This window comes from Neisseria sp. RH3002v2g (genome assembly GCF_014596425.2).
Taxonomy (GTDB): domain Bacteria; phylum Pseudomonadota; class Gammaproteobacteria; order Burkholderiales; family Neisseriaceae; genus Neisseria.
On record NZ_CP110721.1, the window covers coordinates 1,596,640 to 1,615,411 of the forward strand.

Sequence of the window (18,772 nt, forward strand, 5' to 3'; positions counted from 1 at the left end):
TTCAAACTGGGTGGGATATGTGGGCGAGTATCAAAAACTCAAGTCAGTATTTTCAAGGCCGTCTGAAATTGTGCTTTTCCGACATCCAAACATTCAGACGGCCTTTGTCAAACCGACAAGCCCGACAACCTGCTATAATCCCATCTTTATTTTTTCCAACGTTTTCAAGCGAAAAACAGAATGACCATGCAAGAACATTACCAACCCGCCGCCATCGAGCCTGCGGCGCAGAAAAAATGGGACGACGAGCGTATTTTCAACGTCTCCGAAGACGCTTCCAAACCCAAATACTACTGCCTCTCCATGTTCCCTTACCCCAGCGGCAAGCTGCACATGGGGCATGTGCGCAACTACACCATCGGCGACGTATTGAGCCGCTTCAAACGCTTAAACGGCTTCAACGTCATGCAGCCTATGGGTTGGGACGCATTCGGCATGCCGGCGGAAAACGCGGCGATGAAAAACAACGTCGCCCCCGCCGCTTGGACCTACGACAACATCGAATACATGAAAACCCAGCTCAAAAGCCTGGGTTTTGCGATTGACTGGGAACGCGAAGTCGCCACCTGCAAACCCGAATACTACCGCTGGGAACAATGGCTGTTTACCAAACTGTTTGAAAAAGGCATCGTCTATCGCAAAAACGGCACGGTAAACTGGGACCCGGTCGACCAAACCGTCCTTGCTAACGAGCAAGTCATCGACGGGCGCGGCTGGCGTTCGGGCGCGTTGATCGAAAAACGCGAAATCCCGATGTATTACTTCAAAATCACGGATTACGCCGAAGAGCTGCTCAACGATTTGGACAAACTGGAACACTGGCCGGAACAAGTCAAAACCATGCAGCGCAACTGGATCGGCAAATCACGCGGTATGACCGTGCGCTTCGCTGTTTCAGACGACAGCAAACAAGGCTTGGAAGGCGATTACGCGAAATTCCTGCAAGTTTATACCACCCGTCCCGACACGCTGATGGGCGCGACTTATGTTGCCGTTGCCGCCGAGCATCCGCTGGCAACCGCCTCAGCCGCCGACAAACCCGAATTGCAGGCATTTATCGCCGAATGCAAAGCCGGTTCGGTTGCCGAGGCCGATATGGCGACGATGGAGAAAAAAGGCGTGCCGACCGGCCGCTACGTCGTCAACCCGCTCAACGGCGACAAGCTGGAAGTGTGGATTGCCAACTATGTATTATGGGGCTACGGCGACGGCGCAGTGATGGCGGTTCCGGCACACGACGAACGCGATTTCGAGTTCGCCACCAAATACAATCTGCCGAAAAAACAAGTTATTGCCGTCGGCGACAACACATTCGACGCAAACCAATGGCAAGAATGGTACGGCGACAAAGAAAACGGCGTATTGGTCAACAGCGGCGACTTGGACGGCATGAATTTTCAGACGGCCTTCGACGCCATCGCCGCCAAGCTGCAAAGCCAAGACGCTGGCGAACCGAAAACCCAATACCGCCTGCGCGACTGGGGCATTTCGCGCCAACGCTACTGGGGCTGCCCGATTCCCATCGTCCATTGCGAAAAATGCGGCGACGTACCCGTCCCTGCCGACCAACTGCCCGTCGTTTTGCCCGAAAACGTCGTACCCGACGGCATGGGTTCGCCTTTGGCAAAAATGCCCGAGTTTTACGAAACCACCTGCCCATGCTGCGGCGGCGCGGCAAAACGCGAAACCGACACCATGGACACCTTCATGGAATCGAGCTGGTATTTCTTCCGCTACATGTCGCCCAAGTACGCAGAAGGCATGGTATCGGCTGAAGCCGCGAAATACTGGGGGTCGGTCGACCAATACATCGGCGGTATCGAACACGCGATTTTGCACCTCCTGTACGCGCGTTTCTTCACCAAACTGATGCGCGACGAAGGTTTGGTCAATGTTGACGAACCGTTTGAACGCCTGCTCACTCAAGGCATGGTCGTCTGCGAAACCTACTACCGCGAAAACGACAAAGGCGGCAAAGACTGGATCAACCCTGCCGATGTCGAGCTAACCTTTGACGACAAAGGCCGCCCTGTTTCCGCCGTTCTGAAAGCAGACGGCCTGCCTGTCGTCATCAGCGGTACGGAAAAAATGTCCAAGTCCAAAAACAACGGCGTCGATCCGCAAGAGCTGATTAATGCCTACGGCGCGGACACCGCCCGCTTGTTCATGATGTTTGCCGCACCGCCCGAACAGTCCCTCGAATGGAGCGACAGCGGCGTCGAAGGCGCACACCGCTTCCTGCGTCGTCTGTGGCGCACCGTTTACGAATACTTGAAGCAAGGCGAAGCAGTCAAAGCGTTTGCAGGCAGCCAAGACGGTTTGTCTAAAGAACTCAAAGACCTGCGCCACAAACTGCATTCCACCATCGCCAAAGTCAGCGACGACTACGGCCGCCGCCAGCAGTTCAACACCGCCATCGCCGCCGTGATGGAACTGCTCAACCAATACGACAAAACCGACACCGGCAGCGAACAAGGCCGCGCCGTCGCCCAAGAAGTATTGGAAGCCGCCGTACGCCTACTGTGGCCGATTGTGCCGCACATCTGCGAAACCCTGTGGAGCGAATTGAACGGCGCAAAACTGTGGGAAGCAGGCTGGCCGACAGTCGATGAAGCAGCCTTGGTCAAATCCGAAATCGAAGTGATGGTTCAAGTCAACGGCAAACTGCGCGGCAAAATCACCGTTGCCGCCGACGCATCCAAAGCCGACCTCGAAGCCGCCGCCCTTGCCAACGAAGGCGCAGTGAAATTCATGGAAGGCAAGCCTGCGAAGAAAATCATCGTCGTACCCGGACGCTTGGTGAATATCGTCGTCTAAACCGCTTTTAAGGTTTAGCCATACGGATAAAGGCCGTCTGAAACTTGGAAACAGGTTTTCAGACGGCCTTTTATTTTTAAAACCGTTATTTCCTTGAATTGTAAGGTTTACCATTAAATTAAAGTTATGAAGATATTTTTTGAACCATCGTATTCAAATGAAGACCTTAGCTTTGATAAAAACTAAGGTTTAGACGAATAAAGAAAGGCTGAGACCTTTGCAAAAAAGCCCTTCCCACGACAGCCTAAATCCAAACAAAGGTCTCATCAGGTTCATTTAGCGGAATTCAAACAGCTCTTGATGCAATGAGCGTGTCTTAAGTTTTCCTGCAATACTGTTTGTAAAGCTACGACTACCACAAAGCCATAGACTGCGGGTTTCACTATTCTGAACGCTTTGTACAATATGATCAGCTGATAATCTTTGGGTTTCAGAAGGAATATAGTGGAATGTAACATTCGCTTGTTGAGCCAAATCTTTCCATTAGTTGATTATTTCTGCAGATAAATTTCTATCGGCATGGAACCAGTCAATTTGTTGATTGGATGGTTGTTTGGCTAATTCTTTGAGCCTTGCAAGGAAAGGCGTAAAACCAATACCGTTACTCACCCAAATTTGTTCATTTTTATCTGAAAAATTGAAGCGGCCATATGCACCATCAATTTTAACGGTATCACCGATGTTCAAACGTTGAGACAGACGATGGGTGTAGTCGCCCAAGTCTTTGATGATAAGATTGATTTGTTGATTTTCAGGATTCCAGTTTGAAGCGATGGTAAATGGGTGGCTTTCTCCATGTGCACGTAAAAAGAGGAATTGACCGGCTTGGTGTCCCTGCCATTTTGGCGCATTCAGGGTAAGTGAAAGCAGGGAGCCGTTTTGGTTCATGGCAGTTACTGTTGCGGTTTGCGGTTTACCAATGCGTTTAAAGAGGGCGAGGAGGGAACAAATACTACCGAAGAATAGGGCGGTAGCCAGCAACCAGCCAAGTGGCTGAGCCCAGTAAGCAAAGTTTGCCAATACGATGGTGTGCCATACGAGTGCAATATAGACAGGGACAATTAAGATGTGAAGTTTGGCAAACCAACGGTAGGGAATAAGTTTGATCAGTGCGATAACCAATAAGACGACTGCAACGTAAAAAGCAATCTCACCCACTTCTTCAGCAAAATGGCGCTGGGTAACTAACCAATCTTTTAAAGTCAAGACTTCCTGCATCGGTGGGCGCGGTGGCTTTTTGCCGTCAAACAGACCGAGCTTTACCAGCCATTTGGGGAATTGCTTACTGATCCAATGCAGGATACTGCCTGAAAGGGCAATGATGCCCAACCATTTATGCAGGCGGTACATTTTATCCAATCCGCCAAATAGTCCTTCCAACATTTTGGGACGTACTGCAAGAATCATACAAGCACTCATGGCCAGTATGCTGATGCTGCCGGTGAACTGTAATAATAGGTTACGTACGGGAAATACGCCCCACTTGTCTGGAAATGGCGTGGCAAACAGCCATAAAGCGGATATGCCGACTAAAAAGGCAAATAAGGTAAATTTAATATTTTTCATGGTAGTGTTCTTTGTGAAATTAAAATATAAAACAGTTGGTGCTTGTTTTAACAGGACTAAGTATATCTTGGAAAAATTAGGCCAAAATTAGGCCAAAATTATCGATAAAGTGCTTCCTGTATTCATTGTTAGGGCTTAAAACGCCAATGTTGGTATGCTCAGCCTTTCTTGTCGTTGATAGTTTAAAGTGGAACATTATTTAATAAATTCCACCACTTCGCGTTTTTGGGTGAGGCTCTTACTTGCGATAGCCAAATGCTGCCATCACACTTAACTTAAATTCTTGGGGATCAAACAAGCCTTTTTCTGCCAATAATGTATCCATTTTGGCATGAGGGAAACCTTCAACAGTGGGAAGCGGTCGATGTGTTTGGCAATCATGGCTTGGGCAGTTTACTGGAAGAAAGTACTCATGAGAAATCCCCTAAATGTCTTGGTGGAAATTTAGGGGATTTTGGGGAATTTTGCAAAGGTCTCAGGCCGTCTGAAACCCTATATTCAGGTTTCAGACGGCCTTTTTAACTACCCTATTTTATTCGCCGTAGTAGGCTTTGGTCAGGATTTCTTCCATATCGGCCACCATCGCGAGGCGTGGGTTGGCCGGGGTGCATTGGTCTTCAAAAGACATCATGGCCAGCTCTTTTCTGCCATCGAGGAAGGTTTTCTCATCGATGCCCTGCTCTTTAAACGACATTTTGATGCCGACGTTGACCGCCAGTTCGTGGCAGGCGCGGGCGAAGGATTCTACGCCTTCTGCCGGTGTGCTGCATGGCAGGCCTAAGGTACGGGCGATTTCCTGATATTTCAGGTCGGCTTTGTAGTAGTTGTACTTCGGCCAAGTGGCGGTTTTCTGCGGACGCGTGCCGTTGTAGCGGATGACGTGCGGCAGCAGGATGGCGTTGGCGCGGCCGTGCGGAACATGATATTTACCGCCAATTTTGTGTGCCATCGAGTGGTTGATACCCAAGAACGCATTGGCAAACGCCATGCCTGCGATGGTAGAGGCATTATGCATATGCTCGCGCGCTTCAGGATCGGCCGCACCATGTTTGTAGGAGCGTTCGAGGTATTGGAACACGAGCTTAATGGCTTGCAGAGCGAGGCCGTCTGTAAAGTCGTTCGCCAGTACGGAAACGTATGCTTCTACGGCGTGGGTCAGTACGTCCAAACCGGTATCGGCGGTTACGCCTGCCGGTACGGTCATGGTAAACGCAGGATCGACAATCGAAATGGTCGGTGTCAGTGAGTAGTCGGCAATCGGATATTTTTTGTCTCCGTCGCTGATGACGGTAAACGGCGTGACTTCGGAGCCTGTACCCGACGTGGTAGGAATGCCGATAAATTTGGCTTTGCGGCCCAATTCAGGGAAACGGAATGCGCGTTTGCGGATGTCCATGAATTTTTGCACCAAGTCTTCAAAATCGACTTGCGGCTGCTCGTAGAAGAGCCACATGGCTTTGGCCGCGTCCATCGGCGAGCCGCCGCCCAGAGCGATGATGGTGTCGGGCTGGAAGCTGCGCATCAAATCCGTGCCTTTATAGACAGTTTGGACGCTCGGATCGGCTTCGACATCGGTAAACAGCTGGATGGTCACTTTGTTTTTGCGTTGGTGGAGCTGGTAGGTGATTTTATCGACAAAGCCCAGATCAACCATCGAACGGTCGGTCACAATCATGACTTTTTCGCAGTCTTTCATGTCTTGCAGATATTGGATGGAATCGCGTTCAAAATAGATTTTGGCGGGCACTTTGAACCATTGCATGTTGTTTCTCCGACGGCCTACTTTTTTGATGTTTAACAGATTGACTGCGCTGACGTTGCCGCCGACGGCGTTTTTACCGTAAGAGCCGCAACCGAGGGTCAGAGAAGGCAGGAAGGCGTTGTACACGTCGCCGATGCCGCCGAAGGTGGAAGGCGAATTCCAAATCACGCGCAGCGCTTTGACGCGGGAGCCGAACGTTTTGACCAATTCTTCATCGGCGGTATGGATGGCGGCAGAGTGTCCCAAGCCGTCAAAGGCAACCATTTGTTCGGCGAACTTCAAACCTTGTTCGGTCGAATCCGCCTTAATCATGGCCAAAACAGGCGAAAGTTTTTCGCGGGTCAGCGGCTCGTTGGGGCCGACTTCGCGGCATTCGGCGATGATGATGTTGGTTTTTTCAGGTACTTTAAACCCGGCCTGTTCGGCAATCCATGCCGCCGGTTTGCCCACGACGGCAGAATTGAGTTTCGCGCCGCCGCAGCTGGCGCAATTCGCCGTTACGCCGAAGATAAACTCTTCGAGCATGGCTTTTTCTTTTTTGTTGGCAAAGTACACGCCGTAGGATTTGAATTCTTCGGCCAACTCTTTGTAAATCTCTTTATCGGCAATTACCGCCTGCTCGCTGGCGCACACCATGCCGTTGTCGAAAGATTTCGACATCACAATATCGTGCGCCACCTGTTTGATGTCCGCCGTTTTTTCAACATAAGCAGGTACGTTGCCCGCCCCGACGCCGAGCGCAGGTTTGCCACAAGAATACGCGGCTTCCACCATCGCATTGCCGCCGGTCGCCAAAATCGTTGCCACGCCCGGATGCTTCATCAGCGCGGAAGTGCCTTCCATAGACGGCTTTTCAATCCACTGGATGCAGTTTTCCGGCGCACCAGCCGCAATCGCCGCATCGCGTACAATACGCGCTGCATGGGCGGAACACTGCTGGGCGGACGGGTGGAACGAGAAAATAATCGGATTGCGGGTTTTCAGCGCAATCAGGGATTTAAAAATGGTGGTGGAAGTCGGATTGGTCGTCGGCACAATACCGCAAACCACGCCGACCGGATCGGCAATTTCCGTAATACCGGTTACATCGTTTTCGCTGATGACGCCCACAGTTTTCAAATCGCGCAGGCGGCGCACGACGTTTTCGCAGGCAAACAGGTTTTTCGTCGCCTTATCCTCAAACACGCCGCGTCCCGTTTCTTCGACCGCGTGCATGGCGAGTACACCATGTTTGTCCAGCGCGGCAATAGAGGCTTTGGCAACAATAAAGTCAATCTGCTCCTGATCGAGCTTAAGAAACTCGTCCAATGCCCGTAAACCCTTGTCAACCAGGCTGTTTACCTCGACTACGGCTGGGCTGACGACGTTGTCGGCTGATGCGTTCATGGTGTATCTCCTTAATAAAAGGTGGCAATAAGATCAATAAATTTTCACTACGATAACTATAGGTAATTTAGTTACATTTTGCTTTGACCTACATCACAAACCATGATTGAACTTTTCAGACGGCCATTTTATCGTTTATTCATTTTAATTCTTTGAAGTATAATATTTTTATCCACACGAAAACAAAAACGGTTATTCTTCGTCGCTTTCCTCGGTAATTAAGATAAAAACAGAAAATTGATGTATTAAAATTACAATCGTAAATGAAAAAGGCCGTCTGAAAATATTTTTCAGACGGCCTTTTTTTGCCTTGCCTTTTATTGGCTGATGTCTTCCAGCGTACGGCCTTTGGTTTCTTCACCCAATACCAAGATTACCGCCACAATCAGCAGCATAACCAGCGCAAACATCATAAAGATATTGCCGAAGCCGCCGCTGTTGCCCACCATCGCCGCCACTACCATGGGCGCGAGTATGCCGCCAACGCGGCCGATGGCACCTGCCCAGCCGGATGCGAAGGCACGGAAGCGCAAGGGGTAGAGTTCGGGGGTGTAGGTGTACAAAACGCCCCATGCGCCCAAGTTGAAGAAGGACATCAGGCTGCCCCAAACCATGACTTCGGCCGCAGTGGTGCTTTGCCCGAAAAACCATGCGCACGCGGCGCAAGCGGCCAGGAAGCCTGCCAGCGTTGCTTTGCGGCCGATTCTTTCCACCAAAGCCGCGGCGGCAATATAGCCAGGCAGTTGCGCAACAATCATCACCAGCACATATTCAAAGGTTTTGACCACGGTATTGCCCTGCTCGACCAGCAGTTTGGGCAACCAAGTGAAAATGCCGTAATACGAAAACACGATGCCGAACCAAACCAGCCACAGCATCAGCGTGCGCCGTGCAAACGGATGTTGCCAAAGTTGGAAGAAGCGGATGCGTTCGCGCGGGGCGACCGGGGCGGCAACGGCTTCTGTCGGCGGCGTTATGCCCGATTGTATTTCCAGCGCGGATACCAAACGGTGCGCTTCGTTGGTTTTGCCGCGGGAAAGCAGGTAAGGTACGGATTCGGGAACAAACTTCAACACCAACGGCACATAAAACAGGGGCAAGGCGCCGAATAAAAACGCGCTGTGCCAGCCGGTCTGCGGAATAAAGAAATAAGACACCAGCGCGGCCGAGAGCCAGCCTAAGCCCCAAAAGCTTTCCAGCAACACAATAAAACGGCCGCGTACTTTCGGCGGCGCATATTCGCTGACCAGCGACACGGCGACGGGCAGTTGGCCGCCCAAGCCGACGCCGACAAAAAAGCGGCACACCAGCAAAACCGTCAAATCAGGCGCGAGCGCGCACAAACCTGTGGCAATGCTGTACACCACCATCGTGCCGGCAAAAACGGTTTTCCGTCCGAACCTGTCCGCCAGCCAGCCGCTGAATACCGCGCCCAAAGCCATGCCGACAAAGGCAATGCTGACAATCCAACCCAACTGCGCCGGAGCCAACGCCCAATCTTTGCCCAAAGCCGGCAATACAAACGACACCAAGCCTGTATCCATGGCATCAAACAGCCAGCCGATGCCGACCAAAACCAGAAGTTTGTAATGAAAGCGGGAGGGCGGCAGATTGTGCAGCCGCGTCAGAATATCCATCACTTCTTTCCTTTGTTTGTGTATGATTGAATTGGGTTTTATCAATAAATGCTTTAATTTCAGTAACAAGCCTGAAACCGAGACATTGTGTCGATTTTAACATTGGTACCCTATGCAAAGAATAGGAAGCTCTCGTTTTTTGGCTATTTTTGAATATATTCATCTCGGCGATAAACCGCATACCATATTGAGACATGAAACAAGAAATCACTTCAGGCCGTCTGAAAGCCGATTATTTGGTTTTCAGACGGCCTGCCGTTTTTTGCAAAGGCTTCCTGCTTGGGTTATGATGTTTATTTGTAATATGTAAACAGACGATTGCCTGTTTTTACATAACGGGCCGTCTGAACAACGGAGAACGATATGAATGCGGTTGTAATTGCAGTCATCATCATGCTGGCGCTGTCTTTATCGCGCGTGCATGTGGTGCTCAGCTTGGCTGTCGGCGCGTTTGTCGGCGGCTTGGTGGCCGGTATGCCTTTGGAGAATGTAACCAACGCGGCCGGCGATGTGGTGCAGCAAGGGATTATTCCTGTTTTTAACGAAGGCCTGAAAGGCGGGGCGCAAATCGCGCTGTCTTATGCCATGCTCGGCGCGTTTGCCATGGCCATCACGCATTCCGGCCTGCCACAACAGCTCGCCGGCGTGATTATCCGCAAGCTCAACGGCGGCGAAGGCAATGCGAAAGGTGAAGGCGCGGTCAAATGGATGTTGCTGGCGATTATTTTGTGCATGGGCGTGATGAGCCAAAACGTTGTGCCGATTCATATTGCGTTTATCCCGATGATTATTCCGCCGCTGCTGTTGGTGTTCAACCGCTTGAAGCTCGACCGCCGCTTGGTGGCCTGCGTGATTACGTTTGGCTTGGTAACGACTTATATGTTCCTGCCTTACGGTTTCGGCGCCATCTTCTTGAACGACATCATGTTGGGCAATATCCGCTCGGCAGGCATGGACACCGGCGGCATCAATGTGATGCATGCAATGGCGATTCCGGCTTTGGGCATGGTGTCCGGCTTGCTGCTGGCCTTTTTGCACTACCGCAAGCCGCGCATTTATCAAAACAACGCCGCCGATACGGAAGACAATCGTGAAGCGGTGCAGCAGCAAGAGCCGTCAACCTATCGCAGCTTGGTAGCGGCCGTAGCGATTGCCGTGTGTTTTGCCATTCAGCTTTTATATGAAAACTCGTTGGTATTGGGCGCGATGTTGGGCTTTGCCGTGTTTATGATGCTGGGCGTGATGAACCGCTCCGCCGCCAGCGATGTGTTCGGCGAAGGCATCAAAATGATGGCGATGGTCGGCTTTATTATGATTGCGGCACAAGGTTTCGCCGCCGTTATGAACGCGACCGGCGACATCCAGCCTTTGGTCGAACGCAGCATGGCTTTGTTCGGAAGCAATAAAGGCATGGCCGCCTTTACCATGCTGTTTGTCGGCCTGCTGGTAACCATGGGCATCGGCTCGTCTTTCTCCACCTTGCCGATTATTACCGCGATTTATGTGCCTTTGTGCATCAGCTTGGGTTTCTCCCCAATGGCTACCGTGGCCATCGTCGGCACGGCAGGCGCGCTGGGCGATGCCGGCTCCCCTGCTTCCGACTCAACGCTCGGCCCGACCATGGGTTTGAACGCCGACGGTCAGCACGACCACATCCGCGATTCGGTTATCCCGACCTTTATCCACTACAATATCCCGCTGATGGTTGCCGGCTGGATTGCCGCGATGGTGCTGTAATATGAGCGATATTCAGGAATTGGAACACCGCATCACGGAGCTGGAAATTCAGACGGCCTTGCAAGAAGACTTAATCGGCAGCCTGAACGACACCATCGCCAAGATGCAGCAGGCTTTGGATTTACAGCAAGGCCAGTTGCGGCTGCTGTATCAACGGATGCAGGACAAAGGTGCAAACGGCGAACGCGAACCGTACAGCCTGCGCGACGAGATTCCGCCGCATTATTGATAACCTAAAAAAGGGCGTGTTGGATACATGCCTTTTTCTTTCATAACAAAGGCCGTCTGAAAGTCAATCAAGCTTTCAGACGGCCTTTTAAACGATCCAACCTTACAAACAAGCCAATTCGTTGGCCATTTGCTGCTCGACGGTTTCACGTTGGCGGATAAGTTTGTATCCGCTGCCGTCAACCAATACTTCCGCCGCACGGTTGCGCGTGTTGTAGTTGCTCGCCATGCTTGAACCATACGCACCGGCGCTGCGGATAAGCAGTAAATCCCCTTCTTCGCAGGCGATGGTGCGGTCTTTGCCGAGGAAGTCGCCGGTTTCGCAAATCGGGCCGACGATATTGGCCGTCAGAAGCTCAATGTCTTTGGTTTCGACCGCTTCAATGTGATGATAGGCGTCATAAAGTGCCGGACGCATCAAATCGTTCATCGCCGCATCGACCATCACAAAGTTTTTCTCTTCGCCATGTTTGACGAACTCGACGCGCGTCAACAACGCACCGGCATTGCCGACCAAACTACGGCCTGGCTCGAGGACCAGTTTCAGACGGCGTGTACCGATCAGTTTTTGAACTTCTTTGGCATACGCACCCAAATCAGGCACATTTTCGTCTTGGTAAACAATGCCGACACCGCCGCCCAAGTCCAAGTGTTCCAACACAATGCCTTCATCTGCCAGTTGGTCGACCAAGGCCAAGATACGTTCGCAGGCTTCGATGAGCGGGCTGAGGTCGGTCAGTTGCGAGCCGATGTGGCAGTCGATACCGACGATTTTCAAATGGCTTTGTCGGGAAGCATGACGATAGGCCTCAAGCGCATCGGCATAGGCAATACCGAATTTGTTGGCTTTCAAACCGGTGGAGATATAAGGGTGGGTTTTGGCATCGACATCAGGATTGACGCGCAGGGAAACCGGAGCGACTTTACCCAAACGCGCGGCAACTTTCTGAATGCGGTCGATTTCGGGAATGCTTTCCATATTGAAGCATTTCACGCCTGCATTCAGCGCAAATTCAATTTCTGCCTCATTCTTGCCCACACCGGAAAAAATCGTTTTCGCCGCATCGCCGCCGGCCGCCAAAACACGCGCTAACTCGCCGCCGGACACAATGTCAAAACCACTCCCCAAAGAAGCAAAGTGTTTGATGATGCTCAGGTTGCCATTGGCTTTGACCGCGTAGCAGACAAGCGGGTTCAAAGCAGCAAACGCGGTTTGGTAGTTTTCAAACGCCTCGGTCAGCGCAGATTTGCTGTACACATAAAGCGGCGTGCCGAATTCCTCGGCAAGGTGGGAATAAGGGATTTGTTCGCAGGATAAGGTCATGTTTGTGAAGTCTTTTTTTAATCGTTGGTTTGAGTGGTCGGCTCTTTGGCCGTATCGAATTTCAAGCCAGTCTGAATCACGCCGAAGCGCGCCTTGTCGCCTTCTTTGGGCAGGTAGAGGTCGCCTTTGTAGCCGCAGGCAGAGAGCAGCAGAGCCGTTACCGCTGCAAAAAATACGCCGTATTTCATCAGTAAAACTTTCTTCATCATTACGAATGTGGCAAGATTCGGTATCTTAAACAAAAACCACACAAAAAGCCATGATGACCGAAAGCGAATTCATCCGCCTGAGCGAAGAATTGTTTGAACACATTGAAGACCAAATCGATGAAAACGGCTGGGATTTCGACTGCCAGTTTGCCGGAAACGTGCTGACCATCGAAGCCGAGGACGGCACGCAAATCATCGTCAACCGCCACACGCCCAACCAAGAATTGTGGATTGCCGCCAAAAGTGGCGGCTACCATTTCGCCGAGCAAAACGGCAAATGGCTGGCAACACGCGACGGACGGGATTTCTACGATGTTTTGAACAAAGCACTGAGTGCGGCTTCGGGCGAAGCAGTCAATATTGCCGAATTGTGATTGAATCTTTAAATCCGACCCGCTAAAAGTCTATTTACCTCAAAGGATACCCAAATGCCCCTACTAGACAGTTTCAAAGTCGACCACACCCGTATGCACGCCCCTGCCGTACGCGTGGCCAAAACCATGACCACGCCCAAAGGCGACACCATTACCGTATTTGACCTGCGTTTTTGCATTCCCAACAAAGAAATCCTGCCCGAAAAAGGCATTCACACGCTGGAGCATTTGTTCGCCGGCTTTATGCGCGACCACTTAAACGGCAACGGCGTCGAAATCATCGACATTTCCCCGATGGGCTGCCGCACCGGTTTCTACATGAGCCTCATCGGCACGCCCGACGAGCAAAAAGTAGCCGACGCATGGCTCGCTTCAATGCAGGATGTTTTGACCGTTCAAGACCAAAGCAAAATCCCCGAGTTGAACGAATACCAATGCGGTACCTACTTGATGCATTCGCTTGCCGAAGCGCACAAAATCGCCCAAAACGTTTTGGCACGCAAAGTAGCCGTCAATAAAAACGAAGAGTTGACATTGGACGAAAGCCTGTTGAACGCTTAATACGCGATGACAACAAAGGCCGTCTGAAACTTTAGAGAAAGAAAATTTCAGACGGCCTAAGACCTTTTATTTCGATTTTCAACCTTTCAGCCGCAGTTTTACACCGCCTAAAAATAAGTTGGCGGTTGCTGACAATGTACATAGTATAATTACACTTTAAACAAACAACCTGATTCTATTGCCTTTATGAAACCGTTTTTCTGCAAAACCGCTATTGCCCTCAGCCTGACCTTCCCTGCCGCCGCCAACGCTGCCGAGTATGTCTGCAATATTGAAGGCATCACCGTTTACGCATCACACCAACTCAACAATACTTGCCGCGCAGTTGACACAAACAACACCGTGGAAAGCAGCGTTGCTGCAGAACCAAACGTATTCATCGAATCTGAAACAGCAAGCGGTAAAACCGTTACAATTCCAAGCGACACGCCGGTTTTAAAAACAGTACAGACAACGGAATTCAAAGCCACCGCCGCTGACTACATCAATATCCCCCGTGCAACACCTGCCGTACAAACCCCTGTTATAGCTGTTCGAAATGAAAACGGTATCCCTGCACCTATTTCCATTCCGATGGCACAAATCCGACAAACTGTACCAACAAACAAACCCTCTGCAGACAGCGTAATGGTTTCCAATAATACGCCTGCTTTGGAAACACCAGCCTCTACAAAACCCGAAAATAATGTTGTCGATACTATAGTTCACAATACAGTGCCTGTCGTACAAACGCAGACGACTGCCGTTCAAGCGGACAGCACTATTGTTCCTCCAATGCTCGCTGCGCAAACCCAACCTACCGTTGCAACCGACAAAGCCATTGCAGACGGCGTAATCGTTCCCAACAATACGCCTACTCTGGAAGCGCCGCCCACAATAAAAGCCGAAGACTATGTTGCCGACACTACTGTCCGCAATACAACTCCTGTCGCCCCTGCCCAACCTACTGCTTCTACCGAAAAAACTGTTTCAGACGGCCTCGCCATTCTTAATGAAACAACAGTTGATCAACCTATCGTACCTGCAATTCAAATCCCACAAGAGATTGTTCAAAATCCTACTGTTCAGCCGCAAATTTCAGCTAGCCAAAATAGCCATGCGGTAACAACTCAAGATGAAGCGCTCGATAAAACACCAACCAAAGCTGAGACTAAGCGCAAAGGCAAAACTTACGCCAAAACATCTTCTCGACGCAAAGCCAAGTTCAGCCGCAGCAAAGCCGACAAGACTGACGTTGTTCATTCATCTGAAGAACAAGCTGCCAAACCAATTACCACAGCTTCATCCGAACCAAGCACACCGGCAACCGCTACCCCGGCAGAGCATGGTAAAACCACAGCCCCTACACCTTTCCCTAAAGCATACAAACCGGCAGCCGACATTTTGCTGGATAAAGGAAATAACGACAGCGATATTAAAATTCTGCCGAACGTACCGATTACCAGCGTAACCAACACAGCCGAAGCCGCCAATCCGCGTCTGAATATTATCTTGCGCAACCGTCCGGGCAAATCACGCGCTTCTTCATACAGCAAATACAAAGCCCCTGTGATCCGCACTGCCCCTGTGGTTACGCCGGCACCTAAGCCAAGTCCTAAGGAAACCCGCAAACAAATATTGCAGACCGAAGTACGCAACGAACAGGCCGCTATTACCCGCCTTCAAACCCAGCTGAATGCGGCCAAACAAAAAGGCGACCAAATTAAAATCCAACAGCTGACCCGTACCATCAATGCCCGTAAAGCGAATATCCGTGCGATTCAAGGCGAGATGTCCCGTTGATTGATTGTGATGAAAAAGGCCGTCTGAAAGTTTTTCAGACGGCCTGAGACCTTTGCAAAATTCCCCAAAATCCCCTAAATTCCCACCAAGACATTTAGGGGATTTTTCATGAGTACCTTCTTCCAGCAAACCGCACAAGCCATGATTGCCAAACACATCGACCGCTTCCCACTATTGAAGTTGGATCAGGTGATTAATTGGCAACCGATCGAACAATACCTAAATCGTCAAAGAACCCGTTACCTTAGAGACCACCGCGGCCGTCCAACCTATCCCCTGTTGTCCATGTTCAAAGCCGTCCTGCTTGGCCAATGGCACAGTCTCTCCGATCCCGAACTCGAACACAGCCTTATCACCCGCATCGATTTCAACCTGTTTTGCCATTTTGACGAACTGAGCATCCCCGATTACAGCACCTTATGCCGCTACCGCAACTGGCTGGCGCAAGACAACACCCTGTCCGAACTGCTGGAGCTGATTAACCGACAATTGACCGAAAAAGGCCTAAAAGTAGAAAAAGCATCCGCTGCTGTCGTTGATGCCACCATTATTCAGACCGCCGGCAGCAAACAGCGCCAGGCCATAGAAGTTGACGAGGAAGGACAAGTCAGCGGCCAAACCACACCGAGTAAAGACAGCGATGCCCGTTGGATAAAGAAAAACGGCCTCTACAAACTCGGCTACAAACAACATACCCGTACCGATGAGGAAGGCTATATCGAGAAACTGCACATCACCCCCGCCAATACCCATGAGTGCAACCACCTGTCGCCTTTGCTGGAAGGCATTGCCGAAGATACGACCGTCTATGCCGATAAAGGCTATGACAGTGCGGAAAACCGGCAACACCTGAAAGAACATCAGTTGCTGGACGGCATTATGCGCAAAGCCCACCGCAACCGTCCGCTGACGGAAGCACAAACCAAACGCAACCGATATTTGTCGAAGACCCGTTATGTGGTCAAACAAAGCTTCGGGACGCTGCACCGTAAATTCCACTATGCCCAGGCAGCCTATTTCGGGCTGATTAAAGTGAGTGCGCAAAGCCATCTGAAGGCGATGTGTTTGAACCTGTTGAAAGCGGCCAACAGGCTAAGTGCGCCTGTTGCTGCCTAAAAGGTGGCCTGGATGTCTGATTATCGGGTGTCCGGGGAGGATTAAGGGGGGATTTGGGTAGAATCAGTGGATATTTGAAACAAAAACAGCCGAAAACCTATGTTGGTATTTCGGCTGTTGGGGGAAAAGGAATTTTGCAAAGGTCTCGGCCTTTTTAATGACGTAAACTTTTTTATTCAACAGACAAATACTTTCGCTAAAATCATTTGCCGATCACGCCAAAGTACATTTCTTCACATCCCTACCCTCGCACGCCATCACTTTTTCTATCCAGTCGGCGATATCTTGCCAATAATATTGCGGCTTTTCAGACGACCTATCAGTCTGTATCACTTCATCATTCAACGCAACGGGAACACCCTGCTCTGTACCGGTTTCAAGCAAAATCCAGACGCTGCCTTCATGGGTATCGGTATAGGCTGCTTGATGTTCATATGCCCAGCCAACCGCAGCTTGACCGCCATTTTGCAAAGACTGCATCGCCAGCAACAATGGATGAAAGCAAGTATCCATATTATTGTCGGCAGCAACGACCAAAGTTGCACCATGCGTGCCTAACGCTTGCGCAGCATGAAAAACGGGGGAATTGTGCAGATTGGCAATGAAGTCAAACGGCATCGCAGCGTGATGGTTCAATACATTATCCGCCATTTTTTCAAACACGGATGGCGAAGAAAACGGCGTACCGAGAAAAACAGCGCAATCAGAACGGATTTCGCTTTGTTCCTTCAGTTGCCCTGCGCCAAGCGCGGCAATCAAACTCAAGCGGCTGAGGCGGCGGGTGTCTATATCGCTTTGCTGCTTTAACGTTTGTTTGAGGATTTTGCCGCCGGTGTCGGCGTCCGTATCAAAACGCACGGCGGCGGTAATGCGGATATTAGGATTTACAGTTGCCATTGCCATACCAAAGATGTGTTGCTGCCGCCAAAACCAAACTGATTGGCCAAACAGAAAAAGCCGCCTTTTTGTGAAGCCGCGCACTCGGAAAAACAAATTTCCCGCCCCTGATAATCGCTGCTTTTGCCTTGTTTTAAAGCGGATAAAAGCAGGGCTGTTTCAAGGGCTGCCGTGGCACCAAGCGTGTGTCCGATTTGCGGCTTGAACGCCATCAGAGGCGGCAGCGTACCGAATATATTTTCCAGTGCGGCCAATTCGGCGGCATCGCTGTCAGCCGTGCCGATGCCGTGTGTTTTAACGGCTGCAATATTTTCAGGAACAATGCCTGCAACATCCAAAGCACGGCGCATCACCTGCTCCTGCGCTTGGCCATCGCTTTGAATCAGGTCATTGCCTGTATTGGCTGCGTGTCCGATAAGTTTCAGACGGCCTGAAGAAGATTCGGGCGCGACGGAAGACAAGGCAAGTGCGGCAACACCTTCGCCTAAAATCAAACCGTTTCCGCCAAAAGGCTGATACTGCTCGGCCAACAAACCCAAGCTGTGAAAATGCAGCAAAGTCAGCCGGTTTAGGTTTTCAATACCAAGCACAAAGGCACGCCCCACCCCGCCGCGCAAACAGTTATCCGCCTGAATCAGCGCATGGGCGGATGAAGTGCAGGCAGTAGCGAAACTGAAAATCTGCCGATTGCCGCTGCGACGGCGCAAATCTTCGGCAAGATAAAGCAGACTGTGTTCTTCTGCCGCCCCATTGCCCGCAAGATAGTCATTTTCATATTCGGAGATGGAATAGGAACTGGAACCGATAAACACCGGCGCTTCATGCCAACTTTCAGACGGCCAGCCTGCATGTTCGGCGGCTCGGCGCAAATGTTGTTCAGCAATATCCGCAAGTTTCTTCCGCCCCAAGTGGTTGCCGGCGAATGCACGGAAATAAGCAGCCTGCTGCGGCTGGTTTAAAAACGTATAAGACACCGCATCAGGCCGTCTGAAATCCGTTTGCGGATTCAAGGCAGACGTGGCCTCCGTACCGCAAACCCAACTCACGCGCCATGCTCCGCGCGGATAAACACCGCCAAATCGCGTACGCACATCATATGTTTGCGCACCATACGGTCGCCCTGCAGGCGCACTTGAAAATACTGTTGCAAGGCGACGCTGATTTGCAGCGCATCAAGCGAATCCAAACCGACCGGACTGTCATCGCCAAACAAAAGCGCATCGTCGGTGAAATCATCCATATCCACATCGTCGGCCTTATCGGCCTCTTGTATAATTAACTTTTTCAATTCCGCTTCCAGCTCGTGCTCGGCCAGCGTAAAGGTGTAAGACATTTTTTAAACTCCCATTTTTATATCATGAAGCAACAACTTGTTT

Annotated in this window: 15 protein-coding genes; 7 read left to right on the top strand and 8 right to left on the bottom strand. The window is 50.8% G+C overall.

All coding sequences use genetic code 11. From position 1 onward, the window contains the following. Nucleotides 1-186: 186 nt before the first annotated feature. Entirely contained in the window at nt 187-2,817 is a 2,631-nt protein-coding gene (gene leuS / locus BBP27_RS07520; RefSeq protein ID WP_188212087.1) for a leucine--tRNA ligase, read from the top strand. Between the two features lie 483 nt (nt 2,818-3,300). Here leuS and BBP27_RS07525 read toward each other — a convergent pair whose 3' ends face one another. From BBP27_RS07525 to BBP27_RS07535, 3 genes are all read right to left on the bottom strand, one after another. Beyond that, nucleotides 3,301-4,383: a ferredoxin reductase family protein gene (locus BBP27_RS07525; RefSeq protein ID WP_223168953.1), complete on the bottom strand. Its 1,083-nt coding sequence runs from the start codon at nt 4,381-4,383 to the stop codon at nt 3,301-3,303. 532 nt (nt 4,384-4,915) lie between these two features. Beyond that, the gene (gene adhE, locus BBP27_RS07530; RefSeq protein WP_188212088.1) at nt 4,916-7,531 is read right to left on the bottom strand and encodes a bifunctional acetaldehyde-CoA/alcohol dehydrogenase; all 2,616 of its coding nucleotides are present in this window, start codon (nt 7,529-7,531) and stop codon (nt 4,916-4,918) included. 317 nt (nt 7,532-7,848) lie between these two features. Beyond that, nucleotides 7,849-9,168 carry an MFS transporter gene (locus BBP27_RS07535; protein ID WP_188212089.1) on the bottom strand — a complete coding sequence of 440 codons (1,320 nt, stop codon included), beginning with the start codon at nt 9,166-9,168 and terminating at the stop codon, nt 7,849-7,851. Between the two features lie 363 nt (nt 9,169-9,531). Here BBP27_RS07535 and BBP27_RS07540 point away from each other — a divergent pair, with 363 nt between their 5' ends. Together BBP27_RS07540 and BBP27_RS07545 are read left to right on the top strand one after the other, a co-directional pair. Next, nucleotides 9,532-10,905 carry a Na+/H+ antiporter family protein gene (locus BBP27_RS07540; protein ID WP_036493460.1) on the top strand — a complete coding sequence of 458 codons (1,374 nt, stop codon included), beginning with the start codon at nt 9,532-9,534 and terminating at the stop codon, nt 10,903-10,905. Between the two features lies 1 nt (nt 10,906). Continuing rightward, nucleotides 10,907-11,134: a SlyX family protein gene (locus tag BBP27_RS07545; RefSeq protein WP_049348560.1), complete on the top strand. Its 228-nt coding sequence runs from the start codon at nt 10,907-10,909 to the stop codon at nt 11,132-11,134. A gap of 102 nt (nt 11,135-11,236) precedes the next feature. On the opposite strand, the gene lysA is transcribed toward BBP27_RS07545, so the two are convergent. Both lysA and lptM read right to left on the bottom strand, forming a co-directional pair. After that, nucleotides 11,237-12,457, bottom strand: coding sequence for a diaminopimelate decarboxylase (lysA, locus tag BBP27_RS07550; RefSeq protein WP_188212090.1), 1,221 nt, complete (start codon nt 12,455-12,457; stop codon nt 11,237-11,239). 17 nt (nt 12,458-12,474) lie between these two features. Beyond that, nucleotides 12,475-12,645 (bottom strand): LPS translocon maturation chaperone LptM, encoded by a 171-nt coding sequence (lptM, locus tag BBP27_RS07555; RefSeq protein WP_036493473.1) that lies wholly within the window; start codon nt 12,643-12,645, stop codon nt 12,475-12,477. Between the two features lie 71 nt (nt 12,646-12,716). On the opposite strand from lptM, the gene cyaY reads away from it, so the two are divergent. The 4 genes from cyaY to BBP27_RS07575 all read left to right on the top strand — a co-directional run bounded on the left by cyaY (nt 12,717) and on the right by BBP27_RS07575 (nt 16,499). Then, nucleotides 12,717-13,040, top strand: coding sequence for an iron donor protein CyaY (gene cyaY, locus BBP27_RS07560; RefSeq protein WP_188212091.1), 324 nt, complete (start codon nt 12,717-12,719; stop codon nt 13,038-13,040). A 54-nt stretch (nt 13,041-13,094) separates the two neighbouring features. Further along, nucleotides 13,095-13,601, top strand: coding sequence for an S-ribosylhomocysteine lyase (gene luxS / locus BBP27_RS07565; RefSeq protein ID WP_188212092.1), 507 nt, complete (start codon nt 13,095-13,097; stop codon nt 13,599-13,601). 186 nt (nt 13,602-13,787) lie between these two features. Beyond that, on the top strand, nt 13,788-15,383 hold the full coding sequence (locus BBP27_RS07570) for a hypothetical protein (RefSeq protein WP_188212093.1): 1,596 nt from the start codon (nt 13,788-13,790) through the stop codon (nt 15,381-15,383). A gap of 108 nt (nt 15,384-15,491) precedes the next feature. Continuing rightward, nucleotides 15,492-16,499, top strand: a complete 1,008-nt coding sequence (locus tag BBP27_RS07575; RefSeq protein WP_188212094.1) for an IS5 family transposase — start codon at nt 15,492-15,494, stop codon at nt 16,497-16,499. 213 nt (nt 16,500-16,712) lie between these two features. On the opposite strand, the gene BBP27_RS07580 is transcribed toward BBP27_RS07575, so the two are convergent. Genes BBP27_RS07580 through BBP27_RS07590 form a run of 3 tightly spaced genes read right to left on the bottom strand, consistent with a single transcriptional unit; the run spans nt 16,713 to nt 18,729 of the window. After that, nucleotides 16,713-17,402, bottom strand: a complete 690-nt coding sequence (locus tag BBP27_RS07580; protein ID WP_188212095.1) for a hypothetical protein — start codon at nt 17,400-17,402, stop codon at nt 16,713-16,715. After that, nucleotides 17,384-18,442, bottom strand: coding sequence for a beta-ketoacyl synthase N-terminal-like domain-containing protein (locus BBP27_RS07585; protein WP_188212121.1), 1,059 nt, complete (start codon nt 18,440-18,442; stop codon nt 17,384-17,386). The genes BBP27_RS07580 and BBP27_RS07585 overlap by 19 nt, the downstream gene beginning before the upstream one ends. Next, on the bottom strand, nt 18,439-18,729 hold the full coding sequence (locus tag BBP27_RS07590; RefSeq protein WP_188212096.1) for a phosphopantetheine-binding protein: 291 nt from the start codon (nt 18,727-18,729) through the stop codon (nt 18,439-18,441). Before BBP27_RS07590 ends, BBP27_RS07585 begins: the two co-directional genes overlap by 4 nt. Nucleotides 18,730-18,772 lie beyond the last annotated feature (43 nt).